This is a genomic window from Alcaligenes aquatilis, from assembly GCF_003076515.1.
Taxonomy (GTDB): Bacteria; Pseudomonadota; Gammaproteobacteria; order Burkholderiales; family Burkholderiaceae_B; genus Alcaligenes; species Alcaligenes aquatilis.
Genome location: NZ_CP022390.1, coordinates 3272076 through 3292334, shown reverse-complemented (window position 1 = coordinate 3292334; position 20259 = coordinate 3272076). Strand labels below are relative to the sequence as shown.

Below are 20259 nucleotides of genomic sequence, written 5' to 3'. Positions count from 1 at the left end.
CCCTGCCCTTCCCAACGGGAGCAGCGGGGGCTGCTTCTTGCCCCGCGTTAACCCAAGTCAGCTCCCCCCGGCCCGGCCCCAACAACGCTAGACTAAAGCCTTGTTGGCCATCCGTCCGGCTACAGAACCATCACATTCGGGAGCTGATCTTGTCATACATTGAACCGGATCTCGCGATCTACGCCGGGCCTCGTGCCTATCGTCACATTCAAAACCAGGGTTTGCATGCCAAAGATATCAGCACACTAATTGGCAGCGCGGGCGGGCCCAAGGCGTTGGCCTTGACCGGGCTGGATCAGTATCTGTTTGGGGACTGGCTCAACACACATGACGAACCGCTATGGTTGTTTGGCAGCTCAGTGGCCTCCTGGCGTTTTGCCTGCGCGGCTCAACACGATCCGTACAAAGCTTTTGCGGACTTTGCCCAGCTCTATATACACAGTCCCTTTTTACCCAACTCCACGGTCGCGGACATTACCCGGTCTACCCAGACTATGCTGAAAACGTTCCTCGGGGACGCCGACTCACAAGCAGCAATCCTGAACCACCCGCGCTATCGCTTCGCCATTACCGTGGCACGCAGCAAAGGCTGGGCAGACTCCCGCAATCAAAAACAGCTTGGCGCAGCCCTGCTCGGCTGCATGGTCGGCAACTATGTGCACCCGGCCATCCCGCGCTGGTTCTTTGAGCGGGTCATCGTACACGACACCCGCAGCCCCTTGCCCATCCACGGCAAGCATCACGATCAGGCTCGCTACGCGGCACTGGATCAGCACAATCTGTTCCAAACCTTGGCCGCCAGCACCGCCATTCCAATGGTCATCGACGGTGTTGATGCCGCTCATAACTGGCCCGCCGGGCTCTACCGGGATGGGGGGCTGGTGGACTACAACTTTTGCGCACTGGATCTGGACAGCCCTGGACTGACCTTGTTTCCCCATTTCACGCAAAAAATCAGCGCCAGTTGGTTCGACAAATACCTGCCACGCTGGCAAAAGGCCCGTCGTCCCCACAGCCTGGATAATCTGATTTTGTTATGCCCTACGCCCCACTTTTATCAGCGTCTGCAAGACCACAAAATCCCCGATCGTTCCGACTACAAGCGTCTGTCTGATGCAGATCGACGTCTGGCCTGGCAACACGCCGTTGAACAAAGCCAGCGCCTGGGCGAGCAGTTTGCACAGTGGGTCGCTGCGGACCAGCTTGCCCAGGTGGTGCGTCCCCTGCCCTTCCCATAACTGGCGCTTGCAAAGCCAAAAGGACAAGTCAGCTCAAAACTGATAGCGCAAGGACGCCATCACATTACGCGGGGCGCCGTAGGTATGACTGCTGTACGCCAGGCGATAGGTTTTGTCGAAAATATTATTGAAATTGACGGTCAGATCCGCCCGAGGCGTAATGGCATATCGCGCCATCAGATCCACCACCGCATAGGCTTTCTGTGTGTTGGTTTCACGGGCTACGCCGGTCAGTTGATTATCAAAGATCTTGCTTTGCCATTGCACAGAGCCTCCTACTGTCAACTTATGCCACGCACCGGGCAAGCGATAAGTCGTAAACAACTTGACCTGATCAGCCGGGATATCCGTCTTGATCTTCTCGCCATCAGCACCACGGAAGCGGTAATGGGTATAGCCGGCGCCCATTTGCCAGCCAGGGGCAAGCTCGCCATTGATCTCGAACTCAATCCCCTCAGAGCGCGTATTGCTGGCAGCGGTGTACGCCTGGGCACCGCTAGGCGTCAGTTCTTTGCCATCGACGACAGCCAGATTGTCCTTGCGAGTCTGAAACACCGCCAACGATGCGGACGCCGCCTCCCCAGGGAACAAATACTTAACCCCTACCTCGTAGTTAGTACCTTGTTCAGGATCCAGATAATTACCGTCTCTGTCCTGGCTGGACTGAGGATTGAAGATTTTCGTATAGCTGGCATAGCTGGCCCACTGCTCATTCCAGTCGTAAACCAGACCGGCATACGGAGTAAACACACCATTCTCTTTGCGTAATCTCGCATTGGAGTGATCCTTCCAGTTGGTGACTCGTCCACCCGCAATCAAGGCCAATTTGTCCGTCAAGCGCAGGCGCGTTGCGGCATAAGCCCCCCACTGTCGCGCACGCTGATTATCCGGTCCGGTAATTTTCAAGTCCGGGCGCGGCACGTTACGGTCAAAGTCTTTGATCTGCGCAATAGGGATACGCTGACGCGCATAAGCCGTGTCATGCCGGGAAAGCTCGTAGTAATTGGCGCCCAGCATAACGTCATGCCCTTGTCCCCACGCCTGAAACCGCCCTGTAATGGTTATGTCGGCCGTATCTTGAGTCGGTGTTTTTTCGTTGAAACCCGCCGTCATGGAACCGCGTCCCTGCGGGGTCGGTGCCGGAGCGGCCACACCATACAACTGCTCGTTATTCAGCCAAGAACGCCCCATCGCCATTTGAATGGACCAGTCGTCGTTGAATTCGTGTTCAAGTTGAGCAAACGCCATCGTTCGGCGCTGTTTGCTGTACGCCCATGCTGCCGTCGCAGAATCGCTGCGATCCCACTGCACCAGATTTCCGGCCGTATCCGAGACACTGAATGCGTGCATGCTGGATCCATCGTAACGATTATCCATGTGCTCAATGCCTAATCTGGCTACCGTTCGCGCCCCCAGATCCGCTTCGATCACACCATAGAAAACATCCCGTTTACCCTTGTAGCCTTCCTTCCAGGAACGAGACTGATCATAGGCTGCAACCAGGCGTCCCCGCACAGAACCACTCTCGTTGAGCGGACCTGAAAGATCCGCCATGCCCCGATACCGGTCCCAGGTCCCCACCCCTGCTGAAACCTGTCCTTGAAACTCGGCTGTTGGCCGTTTGCGCTGCATCATGATGGATGCCGACGGCTCTCCGGCTCCACTGAGCAGGCCGGTCGCACCACGCACAATGACGACATTGTCATAAATGGCAGTGTCCATGACACTGACCCCGCCATAACCTTGCAAGGCAGCAGCCGTCGTAGGCACCCCATCAATCACGTAATTCGTGATGTTGAAGCCACGCGCCTGAAATGAGGTGTAGCCTGCGCCGTCATCACCATATTGCTGGCGACTGACACCGGGACTTTGCTCCATGACCTGCCCCAAGGTATCCAAACCTTGGTCTTCGATACGTTGTCGCGTAATAACCGTTGCAGACTGAGGCAGCTCCTGTAGTGTCATTGGCAGCTTCAGAATCTGAGGAACGGCCTGCTGCTGATAGCTGCCTGTCCCCTCTGACTTCTCATTTTGAGCCCGCACTTTGATGGATGACAGGGTGGATACCTCTTGAGGCGTTTCCTGAGCCTGCGCCGCGCTCATCAAAAGCCCCAAAACCATAGAGTACCCGCCAGCCCAAACCACTACTTTCATGACTTCCCCTATTAATTAAATACGAATTGTTCTCATTATTGTAATGCGAACAAATTATTTTAAAACACGAACATTCGTAAAAAACAGGAAGGTACTCAGACACGAAGTCACCTCGTTCTCAAGACACAACCACTCTCAGGAGACAAACCCGTCGGTCGGTCCATGACGTCCAGACCTCGCTTAAGTGCATTTATCGATTTACCATGACAAGTTCCGATCACAACCTCCCCCCCGAGCACTATGGATACTCCTATTCGTCTGACCCAATACAGTCATGGAGCCGGTTGCGGCTGCAAGATCTCTCCCAAGGTACTGGACATTATCCTGGCCGGCAGTGGTGCCCAAAACGTAGACCCGAATCTGTGGGTAGGCAATACCTCGCGTGATGACGCGGCTGTCTACGGTTTGAATGAGGAAACGGGCGTTGTCTCGACCACCGACTTTTTCATGCCCATCGTGGACGATCCCTATGACTTTGGCCGCATTGCCGCGACCAACGCCATCAGCGACATTTACGCTATGGGCGGCAAGCCCATTATGGCGATTGCCATTCTGGGCTGGCCCATCAATGTGCTGTCTCCCGAAGTTGCCCGTGAAGTGGTGCGTGGCGGTCGTGCTGCTTGCGATGCCGCTGGCATCACCCTGGCCGGTGGCCACTCCATTGACGCACCCGAGCCTATTTTTGGTCTGGCTGTAACCGGCGTGGTCAATAAAGGCCAGTTAAAGCGTAACGACACGGCCACCGAAGGGTGCCAGCTCTATTTGACCAAGCCGTTGGGCATTGGCGTGCTGACCACCGCCGAGAAAAAGGCCAAACTGCGTCCCGAAGATCAAAACCTGGCGCGCGACTGGATGTGTACGCTGAACAAACCTGGCAGCCGCTTTGCACAACTGTCTGGCGTCAAAGCCATGACGGATGTAACCGGCTTTGGTCTGCTGGGCCACCTGATCGAAATGGCAGACGGCAGTGGCCTGACGGCCCGTTTGAACCTGGACCGTGTGCCCCTGCTGCCTGGCATCGAATACTACCTGGAGCAAGGCTGCGTCCCCGGCGGCACACAACGTAACTTTGACAGCTACGGCCACCGCATCGCCCCCATTAGCCAGGAACAAATCAATATCCTGTGCGACCCGCAAACCAGCGGCGGTTTGCTGGTCGCGGTAGAACCTTCTGCCACCGCCGAATTTATAGCCACGGCTGCCGAACTAGGCCTGCAACTGCAAGCCATCGGGGAGTTCATCCCTGCCAAAACCCACGCCGTCGAAATCGCTTGATGCGCCCTGATACCCACCACTACCGCGAGCTGTTCCTGAATAATGCGCCTTTGATGGACGCTCGCGCTCCCATCGAGTTCAGTAAAGGGGCCTTTCCTGGCGCATTGAACCTGCCACTAATGAACGATGAAGAACGTCATCAAGTAGGAATCTGCTACAAGCAACATGGTCAGGAAGCGGCTATTGCATTGGGCAACAAGCTGGTCAGCGGCCAGATCAAGGAAGAACGCCTGCAAGCCTGGGCGCAGTTCACGCAAGCCCATCCCGACGGCTACTTGTATTGTTTTCGGGGTGGTCTACGCAGCCAGATCACACAAACTTGGCTACGCGAAGAAGCAGGCATTCGATACCCCCGTGTCATAGGTGGCTACAAGGCCATGCGCGGCTTTTTGCTGAACAATCTGGAGCAGACTGTCAGCAGCGCCCGCTTTCAGATTCTGGGGGGCATGACAGGCACCGGCAAAACCGATGTGTTGCAGCAGCTTGATCACAGCCTGGACTTGGAAGGCTACGCCCACCATCGCGGCTCCAGCTTTGGTAAACATGCCACTGCTCAACCCAGTCAGATCAACTTTGAACACCGCCTGTCCATTGCCATGCTCAAGAAAACAGCGCAAGGGCATCAAGGCTTTGTGCTGGAAGATGAAAGCCAGACCATAGGTCGCTGCAGCCTGCCGCTGAACCTGTACCGAGGGATGCAGCAGTGGCCCCTTATCTGGCTGGAAGACAGTCTGGAAAACCGCATTACCCGCATTGTGCGCGACTACGTCCAGAATCTGCACGCGGAATTCACACAGCAGTCCAACCCGCAAACCGGCTTTGCCCTGTTTGCCGAGCAACTGCGACAAAGCCTGTCCCGAATCACCAAGCGATTGGGTCATCAACGCTACCAGCAGTTGGCAGCCATCATGGATGCCACCTTACAGGAACAGGAACGCAGTGGTGCGCTGGACGGCCACCGGGACTGGATTAGAGGCTTGCTGACGCAGTACTACGACCCCATGTACAGCTACCAACGTGAACAAAAAGCCGATCGGGTCATTTTTCAAGGTGATGCCGACGCAGTCCTGAATTATTTGCGTCGCCACGGCTAAATCACACCTTAGGCCCAGCCCACCAGGCTTGCCATCATTTATCGCAGATCAGCGACAGACTGACACTGGCCCGCACCCACTCTTGTCAGAATCTGTCCTTGCTCTGACACAAAGAGCAAACAAAGGGTAACCCCTACCATCTCGCAAGAATCTTGTTGCAGGTGGTAAGAAATGACGTCCCTCAATCGCTTGGCCCGGCATGTCCAGTTGCGTACTATCTGGCTCCTGCTTTTCCTGCTGGCAGCCTGTCTAAGCAGCACTTCCGCACACTCCAGTTCGCGCATTGCCCACTTCCTGCCGGACATTGCCCTCAACGAGATCTTCCCCACTGCCACCCACACCAGCGAGCCCGCAGGCACACTGCCTGTTGCCAAGGTGTTTAAAGATCAGGAGCAGCTAGGGTATGTGTATGTAACGACCGATATCGTCAACACGCGCGGTTACTCCAGCTTCCCCATCGACACTCTGGTCGCCATGAGCATGGATGGCAGCATCGTCGCCGCCAAGCTGCTGGAACACCATGAACCCATTGTGTTGATCGGTATCCCGGAATCCCGGGTCGAAGCCTTTATCCAAGGCTATATCGGCCAGAACTACATCAAGAACCGTCCCAAGCCCGGCGCACCGCCACCCGTCGATATCATCAGCGGTGCCACGGTGACCTTGATGGTGGTGGGCGACAGCATCATGCGCTCCTCCCAATTGGTGGCCCGGCAAGAGGGCATAGGCCAGCCTGCCGCCCCCGCCACAGCACCCGTGGCAATCAAACGCAGCATCGATACCAGCAATCACACGATTTCCAGCTGGGACGAGTTGCTCCAAAACGGTGCCATCCAACGCCTGCACGTCAGCGTGGCCGACATCAACCAGGCTTTTATTGATAATGGCCGTACAGAAGCTGCCGCCCATCCGCAGGAAGGCGATCCGCAAGACACCTTTATTGATCTGTACGCCGCCTTGGTCAGCGTGCCTAGCATCGGGCAAAGTCTTTTGGGCGAGGCCGACTACAACTATCTGCAGCAAGAGCTAAAACCCGGCCAGCAAGCGATGCTGGTGTTGGGCAATGGGCTGTATTCCTTCAAGGGATCGGGCTATGTGCGCGGCGGGATTTTTGATCGCATCGAAATCATCCAGGATCTGGACAGCTTTCACTTCACTGACCTGGACCACCAACGCCTGCCCGGCGTAAAAGCCGCCAACGCGCCGGATTTCAAAGAAGCCGCCCTGTTCAAGATCCCGGCTACCGCCACCTTTGATCCTGTCCTGCCCTGGCGACTGCAACTGCTGGTACAACGCGTCCTGAGCGTCAAAGACAAAGCCTTTGTCACGCTGAGCCTGAACTACCAGCTTCCTGATGCCTATTTGACGGCGCCCCCTCCCGCTGCAGTTGCCCCGGAAGCCGCAGAGCACGATGAGCTGGAAACCGCCAACCAGCCTTTGTACAAGCAAATCTGGGCCGGCAAGAAAGTACAGATTGCCGTGCTACTACTGTCCTTGCTGACCCTGGGTGGCGTCTTTTTCTTCCAGGACACGCTGACCAAACACGAAGTGTTCTACCAGCGCTTTCGCATCGGTTTTCTGCTGTTCTCCCTGGTATGGATTGGCTGGTACGCCTCGGCCCAGCTATCGGTAGTGAACGTACTGACGTTCTCCCACGCCCTGCGCACCGATTTCCGCTGGGAATACTTCCTGATGGATCCACTGGTCTTCATCCTATGGATTGCCACCGCCATCTCTCTGATTTTCTGGAATCGGGGCGCTTTCTGTGGCTGGCTCTGTCCCTTTGGGGCGCTACAAGAACTGGCCAACAAGCTGGCCCGCTTCCTGCGTATTCCCCAGATCAAGGTAGCTTACAGCGCCCATAAACGCTTGGTTTCCATCAAGTACGTGATTTTCATTGTGCTGTTTGGCGTTGCCCTGTACGACATGGCCGTAGCCGAAAAGATGGCCGAAGTCGAACCCTTCAAGACCGCCATCATCCTGAAATTCATCCGCGACTGGCCCTTCACGATCTTTGCCGTACTGCTGCTGATTGCCAGCCTGTTTATCGAACGCTTTTACTGCCGCTACCTCTGTGCGCTAGGTGCAGCCTTGGCCATCCCCGCCCGCCTGCGCATTTTTGACTGGCTGCGGCGCTACCCCATGTGTGGCAATCCCTGCCAGCGTTGCGCGACCGACTGCCCCGTACAAGCCATCGAACCCGAAGGCCCGATCAATCCCAATGAGTGCATCCAATGTCTGAACTGCCAGATGCTGTATCACCACGAGAAAAAATGCCCGCACCTGATTCAAAAGATCGCCAAACGCAAGCGAGATAAGCCGGCTCCCGTCGCCGTTGCCAGCTCGCTGCAAGACGATGCTGCTGCCCGCCCTACCGTGCGTCCACGCAGCGTAGACAGTACTGATTCCACCCCCGCCACGCCGTGAGACGTCTGGGCGCGTCCCAGCGCCAAGTCGGTCACGTCATCACACACAAGGAAAATCACACCATGTCCGAGAACAAGCAGGATAAACAAGGTTTGAGCCGCCGCGCCTTTCTGGGCACCGCCGCCTTATCCGGCGCTGCTGTGGTCAGCGCCACCCACATTGGCAATGCCTTGGCCGATACCAAAAAAGCGCCGAACGGGCAAAATGCTCACATCGAGCCAGGCGAGCTGGACCAGTACTACGCCTTTAACTCCGGCGGTCAGTCTGGCGAGATCCGCATCATGGGGCTGCCCTCCATGCGCGAGCTGATGCGCATCCCGATCTTCAATATTTGTAGCGCCACCGGCTGGGGGATTACCAACGAAAGCCGCCAGATCATGCGCGCCAACCTGACGCCTGAAACCCTGGCGTTTGCCGATACCTTGGGCGGCATTCTGCCTAACGGCGATGCTCACCATCCCCATATGTCCTTTACCGACGGGACCTACGACGGGCGCTTCATCTTCATCAATGACAAGGCCAATAACCGCGTGGCTCGCGTGCGCTGCGATGTCATGAAGTGCGACAAAATTATTGAAATTCCCAATGCCGACGGTGTACACGGCCTGCGTCCCCAACGCTACCCCCGCACCGGCTATGTATTCTGCAATGGCGAGCACATCGTCCCTCTGCCCAATAACGGCACGATCTTTGGCAACCCCAAGGAAAACTACTTTTCTGTCTTTACCGCCATTGATGGCGACACCATGGAAATCGCCTGGCAGGTGATCGTAGACGGCAACCTGGACAACTGCGACGCCGACTATCAAGGCAAGTACGCCTTCTCCACCTGCTACAACTCCGAAAAAGGAGTGGATGTCGGCGAGATGAGTGCCAACGAGCAAGACTGGGCCGTGGTGTTCAACCTCAAGGCCATTGAAGACGGCGTCAAGAAAGGCGATTTCAAGGAGATCCAGGGAGTCAAAGTGCTGGATGGCCGCAAAGGCTCACGCTACACCCGCTATATCCCCGTGCCCAACTCCCCGCACGGTTGCAATGCCAGCCCCGACGGCATCCATGTGGTCTTTAACGGCAAACTCTCGCCCACTGTCACCATGATTGATGTGCGCCGCCTGGACGACCTGTTTGCCGACAAGATCAAGGCACGCGACTGCGTCGTGGCAGAACCTCAACTGGGCCTGGGCCCGTTGCACACCGCCTATGATGGCCGTGGCAATGCCTACACCACCTTATTCATCGACAGCCAGATCGTAAAGTGGAACATTGCCAAGGCGATTGAAGCCTACCAGGGCAAGGACGTCGATCCCATCATCCAGAAGCTGGACGTGCACTACCAACCCGGTCACAACCACACCACCATGGGCGAGACCAAAGAGGCCGATGGCAAGTGGCTGGTGTCACTGAACAAGTTCTCCAAAGACCGCTTCCTGAACGTAGGTCCACTCAAACCAGAAAACGATCAACTGATCGATATTTCGGGCGACGAGATGAAGCTGGTTCACGACGGCCCAAGCTTTGCCGAACCGCACGACATGCTACTGGTTGCCGCCGAGAAGGTACGACCCAAGCGCGTCTGGACCCGCGACGACCCCTGGTGGGATGGTGCGCGGAAAATGGCCGAGAAAGATGGCGTCACCCTGGAAGGTGCCTCCAAAGTCATCCGTGATGGCAACAAGGTACGGGTCTACATGACCGCCGTAGCGCCCGTGTTCTCCGTGCCCAGCTTCGAGGTCAATCAGGGCGATGAAGTCACCGTTGTCGTCACCAATATGGAAATGATCGAGGACTTGACCCACGGCTTCACCTTGTCCGGCTACGGCGTAGCCATGGAAATTGGACCGCAGCAAACCAGCTCGGTCACCTTCACGGCCTCCCGCCCCGGTGTGCATTGGTACTACTGCCAGTGGTTCTGCCACGCCTTGCACATGGAAATGTCCGGTCAGATGAATGTGAAACCCAAAGCCTGACGGTGACATGACGTCTTTTCACCTGCTCCCCACCCGTACACGGTGCTTGTGCCCAGCCTCTGGGCGCAAGCTGGCCTTCAAGCGGTTGACGGTCCTGGCCCTGGCGGCCAGTGCCCTGGCTGCCGTTCAAGCGGCCACCATTGAAGTGCCTGCCGATACCGCGCTGCAAACCGCCATCGATGCTGCCCAGCCCGGCGACATCCTGGTGTTGGCCCCCGGCACGTATCAGGGCAATATCATCGTGAACAAACCTTTAACGCTTCAAGGCCCCAGCAACCGGCAAGCCGTGTTGATGGGCGAACGTGAAGGCCGCACGGTGTGGGTGCAGGCGGAAGATGTGCAGATACGTCAGATTACCGTGCGTAATTCCGGCTTGAGCCTGCCCGACATGGATGCGGGCATCTTCCTGGATAAACCCGCCCATAACGCCCTGATCGAACACAACGACATTCTCGACAATCTGGTGGGGGTTTACGTTTGGGGGCCCCATAACGCACTGGTGCAACACAACACCATCGTGGGCAATAAAGAGCTGCGTTTGAACGAGCGCGGCAATGGCGTGACGGTCTGGAACTCCCCCGGCTCACGCATTTTGCACAACGATATCTCCTGGGGTCGCGACGGGATTTTTTCCAATGCCAGCCGCGACAATGTCTTTAGCCATAACCGCTTTACCCAACTGCGCTATGCGGTGCACTACATGTACACCAATAACAGCGAAGTCAGCAGCAATGTCTCCATCGGCAATGACATTGCTTATGCCCTGATGTTTTCGCAGTTCCTGACGGTACGTGAAAACATCAGCATCAATAGCACGCATCAGGGCTTGATGCTCAACGCCGCCCAGCAATCGACTATTACCGACAATATCGTGGACGGGGCCGAGAAAGGCGTTTTTCTCTACAACGCCAACTTCAACAAAATCTCCGGCAACCTGGTTCAGAACACCCAGATCGGGGTGCACTACACCGCCGGTTCCGAAGGCAATGAAATCACGGAAAACGCCTTCATCCAGAATCAGAACCAGGTGAAGTATGTCGGCACCCGCTACCTGGAATGGTCCAGCAAGGACCGGGGTAATTACTGGAGCGATCACAGCGCCTTTGACCTGAACGGTGACGGCATCGGTGACACCGCTTATCGCCCCAATGGCCTTGTTGAACAACTGGTCTGGCGAGCTCCTTCGGCCCGCGTGCTTTTGAACAGCCCTGCCGTCTCTATTGTGCGCTGGGCGCAAACCCAATTTCCCGCCATTTTGCCCGGCGGCATCATCGATAGCGCACCACTGATGCGTGCACCCGACAATCCCGTCTGGGAGCGTTACAAGGCCAACCATGACTCCATCCAATAACGGTCCCGCTCCGGTCGCGCTGGCCAATGTCAGCAAGCTGTACGGCCAGCAGCGCGCCGCCAACGCGGTGAACTTCGAGCTTTATCCCGGCCAATGCACCGTGCTGGCTGGCCACAATGGTGCGGGCAAAAGTACCGTCATCAAGTTGATTCTGGGTCTGATCCGCGCCGATGAAGGCAAGGTCACTTTGCTGAACCACGACGCCAGCTCGTCCCAGGCTGCCCGGCTGCGAACCCATATCGGCTACTTGCCCGAAACCGTCGCCCTGCACCCTGCCTTGACCGGCACCGAAACCCTGGCGTTTTACGCCCGCCTGAAAGGGCTACCTACCCGTGACAACCAGGCTTTACTGGCCCGTGTCGGCATTGCCCAGGCTGCTCACAAGCGCGTGGGCACCTATTCCAAAGGCATGCGCCAACGACTGGCACTGGCCCAGACCTTGCTGGGCAAACCCCGTGTGCTCTTACTGGACGAACCTACAACAGGCCTGGACCCAGCCTCCCGCCTGCTGTTCTACGAAATCGTGCAAGAACTGCGCGATGCCGGTGCCACCATCCTGCTCAGCACTCACGCCCTAGCCGAAATGGAGCGTCTGGCAGACCGCATCATCGTGATGCAGCAGGGGAGCAAGATTGCCGATGGCACCTTGTCCGAACTGCGCCAACACGCGGGCTTGCCGGTACGTATTCGCCTGACTGTGGAACAAATCCCCGATCCTGTTCCGCAACACTGGGATGTCATCGGTTCCCAGCGCCTGGAGCGTCACTGCACCGAAGCCGAAAAAATCCAGATCCTGCGCCAGGCCCATGCCATTGCAGGATTGACCGACCTGGAGCTGGAGTCCCCCGGTCTGGACGAGCTGTATGCGCACTTTTTAAAGCGCGAGGATTACTAAGCCATGAACCCTGTCCTGATCATCATCCAAAAGGAAGTGCGCGACGGACTGCGCAATCGTTGGGTGCTAGCGGTCACCCTCTTGTTGGCGGCACTGGCTTTGTCTCTGGGCTTTCTGGGCAGTGCCCCCACGGGCAGCGTCAAGGTAGACCCGCTTACGGTTACCGTGGTCAGCCTGTCCAGCCTGTCCATTTTCCTGATCCCGCTGATTGCCATGCTGCTGTCCTACGACGCCATTGTGGGCGAAATCGAACGCGGCACCATGTCCTTGTTGCTGAGCTACCCCGTCCATCGCTGGCAGGTTCTGGTCGGTAAATTTCTGGGCCATGTCCTGATCCTGAGCCTGTCTACCGTCGTGGGCTACGGTCTGGCAGGGGTCACGTTGCAGGTGGCGCATGGCGGCCTGGACTTCAGCGTCTGGACGCCCTTTCTGGCCATGATGGGCGCCAGCATTCTGCTTGGTGCCAGCTTCTTGTCCTTGGGGTATTTCATCAGCACCTTGGTCAGAGAGCGTGCCACTGCGGCCGGGTTGGCCATCGGTATCTGGCTGTTTTTTGTAGTGATTTATGACATGGCGCTACTGGGTATTCTGGTCGCTGACCAAGGTGCCATGATCACCGCCTCCTGGCTGAACATCATCCTGCTGTTCAACCCTACGGACGTGTACCGCTTGCTGAATCTGACCGGCTACGAAAATGTTGCCATGTTTGCCGGCATGGCCGGTTTAAGCGAACAGGCTCGCCTACCTGCCAGCGTCTTGATGAGCGTTCTGCTGCTGTGGATCGCCGTGCCTTTTAGTCTGGCCAGCCTGGCCTTCAACAAAAAAGCATTATGAAAAAACTGCACACCCTACTCTTGCTGTGTCTGGGCCTGATACTGGCTGCCTGCGGTCAGCCCGAGCCCATACAAGCCCCACCGCCACCCGTCGTTCAGATTCCCCAAACCGCCGTGGGCCACTACTGCGGCATGTACTTGTTCGAACATCAAGGCCCCAAAGGGCAGATTCTTCTGCGCGAACGCGAAGCGCCACTCTGGTTCACCACCATACGCGAGGTTTTCGCCTACACCTTATTGCCCGAAGAATCCAAAGCGATTGCCGCCACCTATGTCCAGGACATGGCCCAGCGCGATCAGGACGGCCTGTTTCCCGAACAAGCCTGGATACCGGCACAAGAGGCCTGGTATCTGATCTACAGCCGCTATACCGGCGGCATGGGCACTATCGATGCCCTGCCCTTTAGCCAGGAGCAGGCCGCCAAGGACTTCCAGCAACAACATGGCGGCCAACTGGTTCGCTTTGCCGACATGCCGGAGAACTACATCTTTGGTGCGGTCACACTGCCCTGAAACGCTTATCTTCCTGATCCCAGGTACTTGCCATGACTTCTACTCCTGTTTCCCGTCGTCGTTTTATCGGCATTGTAGCCACGACCAGCGCCCTGACTGGTGTGCCATGGGCCGCCAAAGCGATGCAAGCGGCCACTACCCCGCTCAGTTCCTGGCAAGGGGTGGCCTTGGGTGCGGACGCACAACTGCATATCCATCACCCCGACCCCGCGTTTGCACAGTTGCTGATAGACCAGGCCCTGTCCGAAGTCCAACGTCTGGAGCGAATCTTCAGCCTGTATCAAAAGGACAGCGCCTTGCGCCGCTTGAACCGCGACGGCTATCTGAAGCACGCTCCCGGTGATCTGACACGACTGCTGCTGGAGTCAAAGCGCATTAGTGAACTCACGGATGGGGCCTTTGACCCGACCGTGCAGGTGCTTTGGGATCTGTATAGCCAAGCGGCTCAACGCAGCGACACGGCTTCCATTCCCGACGCTGCCCAGATCAAGCAAACGCTGCAGCAGGTTGACCACCAAGCCATTCACATTCAAGACGACACTATTGAACTACAACGTCCTGGCATGGCCTTGACGCTGAACGGGATTGCCCAAGGCTACATTACCGATCGCATCACCGAGCAGTTGAAGCAGGCAGGCCTGGAACACGCCCTGGTTGATATGGGCGAGATACGTGGCCTGGGTATGGCTCCGGGTAATCGTCCCTGGCGCGTCGGCCTGGCAGGCGATCAAACAGAGCCTGTCAGCTTGTTGCGACTGGATGTGCACAATCAGGCGGTCAGCACCTCGTCTGGATCAGGCACGGCACTTAGCCGCGATGGCACTGTTACTCATCTGCTCAACCCTGCCAATGGTCAGGCCCGACCTTTGTATCGCAGTGTCTCTGTCGTAGCGAGAAATGCCACCATTGCCGACGCCCTGTCCACGGCCTTCTCCTGGATGTCGCCACAAGAGATTACGCGGGTTCTGGCAAGCGACCCCAGTTTACGGGCATGGGTACTGCCCTACGATGGGAATCAACTGGTCGCCCTGCACTCGTAAACACCAAGACAAACCCGCTTACCGGCAGACGCTCAAGCCCGATAAAGCCTCGTACAATGGCGGTTTCGTCTACTGCAGGCTAAATCTCCATGTCCGTGAACTCTCCAAACCTTCCCTGTGCTGCCCCTTTACCCGGTCTGCCAGAATGGGCCGGTTTTTGCGAGGCAGCACGCCGGTCCGACCATTACGCGCTGGACCTGCATTGCCTGAAGGCCGCAGGCCTGCAAGTAGACTTGAGTGGACAGCGGCATTCACCAGAATTACAGACGGCAGGAGCCGCCCTTTTGGCGGCTCGCCACTTCGACACGGCACGTCAACAACTGCTTAACGGCGGCATCGTCAACAGCACAGAACAACGTGCCGCCTGGCACAGCGCCCTGCGTGCGCCCGCCCCCACGGCGGAAGTCGCCAAGGAACGCGAGCGCATGAACGAATTCGTGCGCGTAGCGGATTCCGAGCGCCGCTGGCGCAACATCATTCATATTGGTATTGGTGGCAGCGACTGGGGCGTGCGCCTGTCCCTGGCAGCCTTTGGCTATCGCCACAGCTGGCGCAATGTACGCTTTCTGGCCAACATCGACGGCCATGCGCTGGAGCATGCCTTGTCCGGCATGGACCCTCACGACACCTTGATCGTGATCGCCTCCAAATCCTTCACCACAACCGAAACCCTCAAAAACGGCCAGCGCGCCCTGGAATGGCTGCAAGCCGCTGGCGTTGCCAACCCCTACGAGCAAATCGTTGCCGTCACCGCCCGCCCTGACACTGCCTCCAACTGGGGCGTGCCACAAAAACAAATCTTCCAGTTCTGGGATTGGGTCGGTGGCCGCTTTTCCCTATGGTCTGCCGTCAGCCTGACCACTGCCCTGGCCGTCAGCAGTGATGTCGTCGCTGGCATGCTGTCCGGCGCTGCCGCGATGGACCAACACTTTCAGGAAACCCCCATCGCCACCAACGTGCCCGTACAAATGGCACTGGCCGGCGTGGTCAATCGAAGTGTGCTGGGCTATGGCTCATTGAATATCTCGCCCTACGATTTCCGCCTGGGCAACCTGGTCCCCTATATACAGCAACTGGATATGGAGTCTCTGGGCAAGTCCGTCACCACCAGTGGCGAACCCGTTGGCTTAGCCACCGGCGCCGCCGTCTGGGGGCTGGCTGGAACAGACGCACAACACACCTTCTACCAATGGCTGCACCAAGGCAGCGATGGCGCTCCAGTGGACTTTATTGTGTGCCAGCAGGCGGATCACAATCAGGCCGAGCACCATAATCTGCTGCTGGCGAACTGCCTGGCCCAACGCGAAGCCCTGATGCGCGGCAAGACCTATGAGCAAGCCTTGGCCGAATGCGAAAAACAAGGTCTGGGCGAACAGGCATCCAAACTGGCCCACCACCGCGTGCACTCGGGCGGACGCCCCAACACGCTGATCGTATTGCCCCGCCTGAATCCCTTCTCGCTAGGCGCCCTGCTGGCCTTGTATGAGCACAAGATTTTTGTGCAGGCCTTGATCTGGGGGATCAACCCCTTTGACCAATGGGGGGTGGAGTACGGGAAAGTATTGGCGAACGGGATTTTGCAGGAACTGTCGGGAGAGAAAGAAACCTCTGCTGAGCATGATGCGTCTACTCGGCATTGGATAGACGTTTTCAAAGCTTGAATCCAGGCCGGCGCTTACAACGCTTGCCTAAACATCACCCCACTTGAGCACATCCACTCCCGCGCCAGGTCATGAATCGCCGCATCCCGATGCGGCGTTTTTGTCTGACCTCCAGTGGAGTTCCAGATAAAGTAATCCACATCCCCACACGGCGTCCCCAGAGCTGCGTAGACCGAGGGCATGATGGGAACGTGGTCACCATACCAGCACAGGCTGGTTGGCCTATCTGAAGAGCTCAAGGCCCCGCGCAGACGGGTCAGCATGGCATCAGCATTACGGATATGACGCAAGTAAATCGTCAGATCCTCGCAGCCTGGCGGGGGGGCTTGCTGATACAAGGCCTGGATATCCCCCGCTGCAACTTTTTCCAAGTGCAAAGGCCCGTGGTTCTCCATCGTAATCACGTGAATGAATACCGGCCCTGTGGCCTGCTCCAGCACACTGGCAACTTTCTCCGCCACCGCCAGATCGCCGATATAAGGGCCTGTACGCTCTACATCGGCAAAGGCCTTGATGTCCAGAAACTCGTCAAAGCCAAATAGTGGAAACACGCGATGGCGTTGGTAAAAGCTGGCGGGATAAGGGTGAATGCAGATCGTGCGGTAACCCTGCTGCTTCAACCAGGAAGCCAAAGTCGCCACGGACCATCCCGCGCATACTGCGCGATAAGGATTAAAGCGGTGCACACCCAACGCACGGTTTTCTATACCGCTTAAGAAGGAAAACTCCGAGCGCACCGTGTTGGCTCCCCAGGCGGGAACCTGCAGATATCCGCTGGCAACTGCTTCGGATTTGAAGCGATCAAACTCCGCCAGAATCTCTGGCCGAATCCTGTCAGAAATTCGCCGGGCATCAAAGAAAGACTCGCTTTGCACGGAAACCAGATGAGGCAGATCAGCCAAAGCATCAGCACTGGTCAGAACAGACGTAGTCTTCGGAGCTGCATTTTCAAAAGGGGAAGACAAACTTGGACGTTCTCGGCCTTGCTGCCAATAACGCCAGAAGCTGGCTAACAGCCCCAGGGCTTGCACGTCCTGCTCCGGTGCAATCTGCACCATCAAACGCGCCCTATTGCCCCACAGCAACAAACCCAGGCTAAGCGCAGCAAGCAACGCCAAGGCGCCCCATTGCCCTGTCCAGGCCGCCCGCAAGGCGGGCACGGCTTCCAGCCATAAACCAATCGTCAGGGCAGCAATAAAACCCGCTGCCGCCAAAAAGAATTTGCCCCATCCCAGAAAAGGAATATAAAGCCGAGGGTGACGGATCGCATCCGTAAAATATTCGTAATCCTGAAACACAAAGGCTTCACGCAATGCCTTGAACTTGGCATTGCTGACCACAACCAGCAGCAGGAAAAACGCGCACAGCAAGGCCGTGGCAAAGATAGGCCGCCCCAGCACAAAAACCAGTACGACATACGCCAGGCCATACAGCCCCATATGCAAAGCCCAGGCCGCTGCAGGACGACGCCAGCGGGCTGCCGTTTGCAAAAAGCGCTCCAGCCCCACTGTCAGAGCCAGCCCCGACAACGCAGCCAGGATTGCAGTCCAGAATCCCGGCTCAAGCGTCATAACCGATCTTGCTCAGAATAAAGACGGACACCCGAGCGGGCAGCACGGCCAGAAACCAGCAACCCAGATTCAATGGAAACGGAAAGCTGATGCGCGCTTTATTGGCTTTGAGACCACGGGCAATACGACGAGCCGCTTTGTTCGGAGTCCACAAGAACGGTTTAGGGCCCGGCATGGCATCGCACATGGGCGAGCTAACGTAGCCTGGCATCACCACATTGACCTTGATCCCCTCCGGCGCCAACCAGCCACGCAGGCCTTCGCCATAGGCTTTGACAGCTGCCTTGCTGGCGCTATAGGACGGTGTCGTTGGCAAACCAAAATAGGCCGCCAAGGAACTCATCAAAGCGATCTGTCCGCGCCCTCTCGCCCGCATGGCAGGCAGCACCGATTGCACGACTCGCAGCGAAGCCTTCACATTGATATCCAGCAGCAGCTCGGTATCTTCCCAGGCCTCCGGCTCGCCATTGGGGCCAACATGAATATTCATGCCCGCATTCACGATGACAAGATCAAACGCGGCACATTGCGACAAGCAGGCATGCAAGGCATCCAGATCACGCAAATCCAACTGATACGTCTTTACCTGCGCGCCCGCTAGCCGGCAGCGCTCGGCCAAAGGCTCCAGAATCGCAGCATTGCGACCATGCAAAGTCAGCTCTGTACCGGGCTTGGCATAGTGAAGCGCCAGCTCGCCACCAATAGCACTGGTAGCTCCGGTAATCAGAATTCGCTCCTGCCCTGCGGGTTCAGCTACGCCCACGCGCTCTCCTTTCTTGAAAGGACCAGTACAAAACCATGCCAAAACCGACACACACCGTCGCATTCAAGGGAACCAACAAGTAGTTGCCCATACGTATGGCCACATACAGAGCCAATGCGGAATACAGGAAGGTGAACACTTCACCAATCAGCAAATACAGATTGATGCGGGGCTGTCTTGCTGCCTTCTCGCCCTCGCCTTTGGGCGTGCGGTTAAATTCCCCGTAGACCTTGAAGGCGGCTCGGACGCCACCGACAAAATAATACCAAGCCATGGGCGGGAACATGGCGACATACAAGTAGGTATGCCACAGAGTGCCCAATACACCCGGCCTGTCATCGAAACGCGCGCCCTTGCGAGCCCCAAAGGCATTATTCAAGGCCCAGACAGCGACCAGCAAGAAGAACAGCGGTGCGCCCCACAGCAAGACCACATGGTCGAAATCCAGCAAATAATTCAGCGGCAGGCTTAACAAAATCAAGGCGTAAATAGACGCCAGCATGACCGATGAAAACATCATGGAGAAGGCATGCATGCGCTTCATCAAGGGCATATCCTGCTGCCACATCTGGCCCAGGTGCTTGAAGGCGCTGTGTATCAGCCCTCGCCCCCAACGCTCCCGCTGCACACGGAAGGCGCTGATGTTCTCGGGCAAGGTGGACATGGACACCACATCGCGCAGATAGGCGTACTTCCAATCCCCAAACTGGGCCCGATAACCCAGGTCCACGTCCTCGGTAATGGTGGAGGCATTCCAGCCGCCCAGTGCCTCCACGCAAGCGCGCCGCCAGACACAGGAGCTGCCACTTAAAGAGGCCATATCCCCGTCTTCACTCAGCCCCACCGTCACATATTGCTGGTGGCCCATTTCCATGGCCTGAAAGCGGGTCAGGAAAGAATGGTCGCGGTTTTCATAACCAATACCTGTCTGCAAAAAACCCAGCTTCGCGTCCTTGAAAGGCGGAATGGTTCTTTGCAAAAAATCAGCGGGCGGCAAAAAATCTGCATCGAAGATCGCAAAAAACTCGCCCTGGGAATGCTGAATGCCATGCACCAGATTCCCGGCCTTATAGCCCGTACGATCAGCACGCTGAATGCGGCGAATCGGCACACCCTGACTGGCCAGTTGATTCACCTTGTTTTGGGCCAACAGCGCCGTCTTATCTGTTGAGTCGTCCAGCACCAGAATTTCCAGCGCAGATACCGGGTAATCCAGACGACAAGCCGCATCGATCAGACGCTCGACAACGGCAGCCTCGTTATAAATCGGTAGTAGAACACTGACCTTGGGATACCAGTCTTGCTGCACGGACGCAGACGTTTGCACCAGCTCACTTAGCTTGCGTCGTTCCACCCGGCGCGAGATCAACAGTACCCGTAGCTCCAAGACTACGTACAGGGCAAAGGCCCCGACAACCAGCAAGAACAGCGCCTGAATCAGGTACGCAAAAATGCTCACAATCATGGAAACAAGCGC

Annotated in this window: 15 protein-coding genes; 11 read left to right on the top strand and 4 right to left on the bottom strand. The window is 57.1% G+C overall.

From position 1 onward, the window contains the following. Positions 1-149 precede the first annotated feature (149 nt). The gene (locus CA948_RS15050) at positions 150-1238 is read left to right on the top strand and encodes a hypothetical protein (protein ID WP_108728427.1); all 1089 of its coding nucleotides are present in this window, start codon (positions 150-152) and stop codon (positions 1236-1238) included. A gap of 33 nt (positions 1239-1271) precedes the next feature. Here CA948_RS15050 and CA948_RS15045 read toward each other — a convergent pair whose 3' ends face one another. Next, the gene (locus tag CA948_RS15045; RefSeq protein ID WP_108728426.1) at positions 1272-3392 is read right to left on the bottom strand and encodes a TonB-dependent siderophore receptor; all 2121 of its coding nucleotides are present in this window, start codon (positions 3390-3392) and stop codon (positions 1272-1274) included. A 240-nt stretch (positions 3393-3632) separates the two neighbouring features. On the opposite strand from CA948_RS15045, the gene selD reads away from it, so the two are divergent. The 10 genes from selD to pgi all read left to right on the top strand — a co-directional run bounded on the left by selD (position 3633) and on the right by pgi (position 16448). Further along, positions 3633-4667 carry a selenide, water dikinase SelD gene (gene selD, locus CA948_RS15040; RefSeq protein WP_094197948.1) on the top strand — a complete coding sequence of 345 codons (1035 nt, stop codon included), beginning with the start codon at positions 3633-3635 and terminating at the stop codon, positions 4665-4667. Beyond that, on the top strand, positions 4667-5761 hold the full coding sequence (gene mnmH, locus CA948_RS15035; protein WP_108728425.1) for a tRNA 2-selenouridine(34) synthase MnmH: 1095 nt from the start codon (positions 4667-4669) through the stop codon (positions 5759-5761). Before selD ends, mnmH begins: the two co-directional genes overlap by 1 nt. A gap of 171 nt (positions 5762-5932) precedes the next feature. Continuing rightward, on the top strand, positions 5933-8188 hold the full coding sequence (locus CA948_RS15030) for a NosR/NirI family protein (RefSeq protein WP_094197950.1): 2256 nt from the start codon (positions 5933-5935) through the stop codon (positions 8186-8188). 62 nt (positions 8189-8250) lie between these two features. Next, the gene (nosZ, locus tag CA948_RS15025) at positions 8251-10155 is read left to right on the top strand and encodes a TAT-dependent nitrous-oxide reductase (protein WP_094197951.1); all 1905 of its coding nucleotides are present in this window, start codon (positions 8251-8253) and stop codon (positions 10153-10155) included. Between the two features lie 7 nt (positions 10156-10162). Continuing rightward, the gene (locus CA948_RS15020) at positions 10163-11506 is read left to right on the top strand and encodes a nitrous oxide reductase family maturation protein NosD (RefSeq protein ID WP_238988606.1); all 1344 of its coding nucleotides are present in this window, start codon (positions 10163-10165) and stop codon (positions 11504-11506) included. Continuing rightward, positions 11490-12401, top strand: coding sequence for an ABC transporter ATP-binding protein (locus CA948_RS15015; protein ID WP_108728423.1), 912 nt, complete (start codon positions 11490-11492; stop codon positions 12399-12401). Before CA948_RS15020 ends, CA948_RS15015 begins: the two co-directional genes overlap by 17 nt. 3 nt (positions 12402-12404) lie before the next feature. After that, positions 12405-13235, top strand: coding sequence for an ABC transporter permease (locus tag CA948_RS15010; RefSeq protein ID WP_108728422.1), 831 nt, complete (start codon positions 12405-12407; stop codon positions 13233-13235). Further along, complete coding sequence (locus CA948_RS15005) at positions 13232-13747, top strand: nitrous oxide reductase accessory protein NosL (protein WP_108728421.1); 516 nt, start codon at positions 13232-13234, stop codon at positions 13745-13747. Before CA948_RS15010 ends, CA948_RS15005 begins: the two co-directional genes overlap by 4 nt. Before the next feature lie 32 nt (positions 13748-13779). Beyond that, entirely contained in the window at positions 13780-14787 is a 1008-nt protein-coding gene (locus tag CA948_RS15000) for an FAD:protein FMN transferase (protein WP_108728420.1), read from the top strand. Between the two features lie 89 nt (positions 14788-14876). Continuing rightward, entirely contained in the window at positions 14877-16448 is a 1572-nt protein-coding gene (pgi, locus tag CA948_RS14995; protein WP_108728419.1) for a glucose-6-phosphate isomerase, read from the top strand. Between the two features lie 14 nt (positions 16449-16462). Here the strand turns inward: pgi and CA948_RS14990 are convergent, their stop codons facing one another. Genes CA948_RS14990 through CA948_RS14980 form a run of 3 tightly spaced genes read right to left on the bottom strand, consistent with a single transcriptional unit; the run spans position 16463 to position 20247 of the window. Next, positions 16463-18019 carry an LTA synthase family protein gene (locus CA948_RS14990; protein WP_108728418.1) on the bottom strand — a complete coding sequence of 519 codons (1557 nt, stop codon included), beginning with the start codon at positions 18017-18019 and terminating at the stop codon, positions 16463-16465. Beyond that, positions 18009-18782, bottom strand: coding sequence for an SDR family NAD(P)-dependent oxidoreductase (locus tag CA948_RS14985; RefSeq protein ID WP_108728417.1), 774 nt, complete (start codon positions 18780-18782; stop codon positions 18009-18011). Before CA948_RS14985 ends, CA948_RS14990 begins: the two co-directional genes overlap by 11 nt. Then, positions 18769-20247, bottom strand: coding sequence for a glycosyltransferase (locus CA948_RS14980; protein WP_108728416.1), 1479 nt, complete (start codon positions 20245-20247; stop codon positions 18769-18771). The genes CA948_RS14985 and CA948_RS14980 overlap by 14 nt, the downstream gene beginning before the upstream one ends. Positions 20248-20259 lie beyond the last annotated feature (12 nt).

Bases quoted from the DNA above. Each gene is read 5' to 3' on its own strand.
- CA948_RS15045 (WP_108728426.1), bottom strand. From the start codon at position 3,392: ATGAAAGTAGTGGTTTGGGCTGGCGGGTACTCTATGGTTTTGGGGCTT.
- selD (WP_094197948.1), top strand. From the start codon at position 3,633: ATGGATACTCCTATTCGTCTGACCCAATACAGTCATGGAGCCGGTTGC.
- mnmH (WP_108728425.1), top strand. From the start codon at position 4,667: ATGCGCCCTGATACCCACCACTACCGCGAGCTGTTCCTGAATAATGCG.
- CA948_RS15030 (WP_094197950.1), top strand. From the start codon at position 5,933: ATGACGTCCCTCAATCGCTTGGCCCGGCATGTCCAGTTGCGTACTATC.
- nosZ (WP_094197951.1), top strand. From the start codon at position 8,251: ATGTCCGAGAACAAGCAGGATAAACAAGGTTTGAGCCGCCGCGCCTTT.
- CA948_RS15020 (WP_238988606.1), top strand. From the start codon at position 10,163: ATGACGTCTTTTCACCTGCTCCCCACCCGTACACGGTGCTTGTGCCCA.
- CA948_RS15015 (WP_108728423.1), top strand. From the start codon at position 11,490: ATGACTCCATCCAATAACGGTCCCGCTCCGGTCGCGCTGGCCAATGTC.
- CA948_RS15010 (WP_108728422.1), top strand. From the start codon at position 12,405: ATGAACCCTGTCCTGATCATCATCCAAAAGGAAGTGCGCGACGGACTG.
- CA948_RS15005 (WP_108728421.1), top strand. From the start codon at position 13,232: ATGAAAAAACTGCACACCCTACTCTTGCTGTGTCTGGGCCTGATACTG.
- CA948_RS15000 (WP_108728420.1), top strand. From the start codon at position 13,780: ATGACTTCTACTCCTGTTTCCCGTCGTCGTTTTATCGGCATTGTAGCC.
- pgi (WP_108728419.1), top strand. From the start codon at position 14,877: ATGTCCGTGAACTCTCCAAACCTTCCCTGTGCTGCCCCTTTACCCGGT.
- CA948_RS14990 (WP_108728418.1), bottom strand. From the start codon at position 18,019: ATGACGCTTGAGCCGGGATTCTGGACTGCAATCCTGGCTGCGTTGTCG.
- CA948_RS14980 (WP_108728416.1), bottom strand. From the start codon at position 20,247: ATGATTGTGAGCATTTTTGCGTACCTGATTCAGGCGCTGTTCTTGCTG.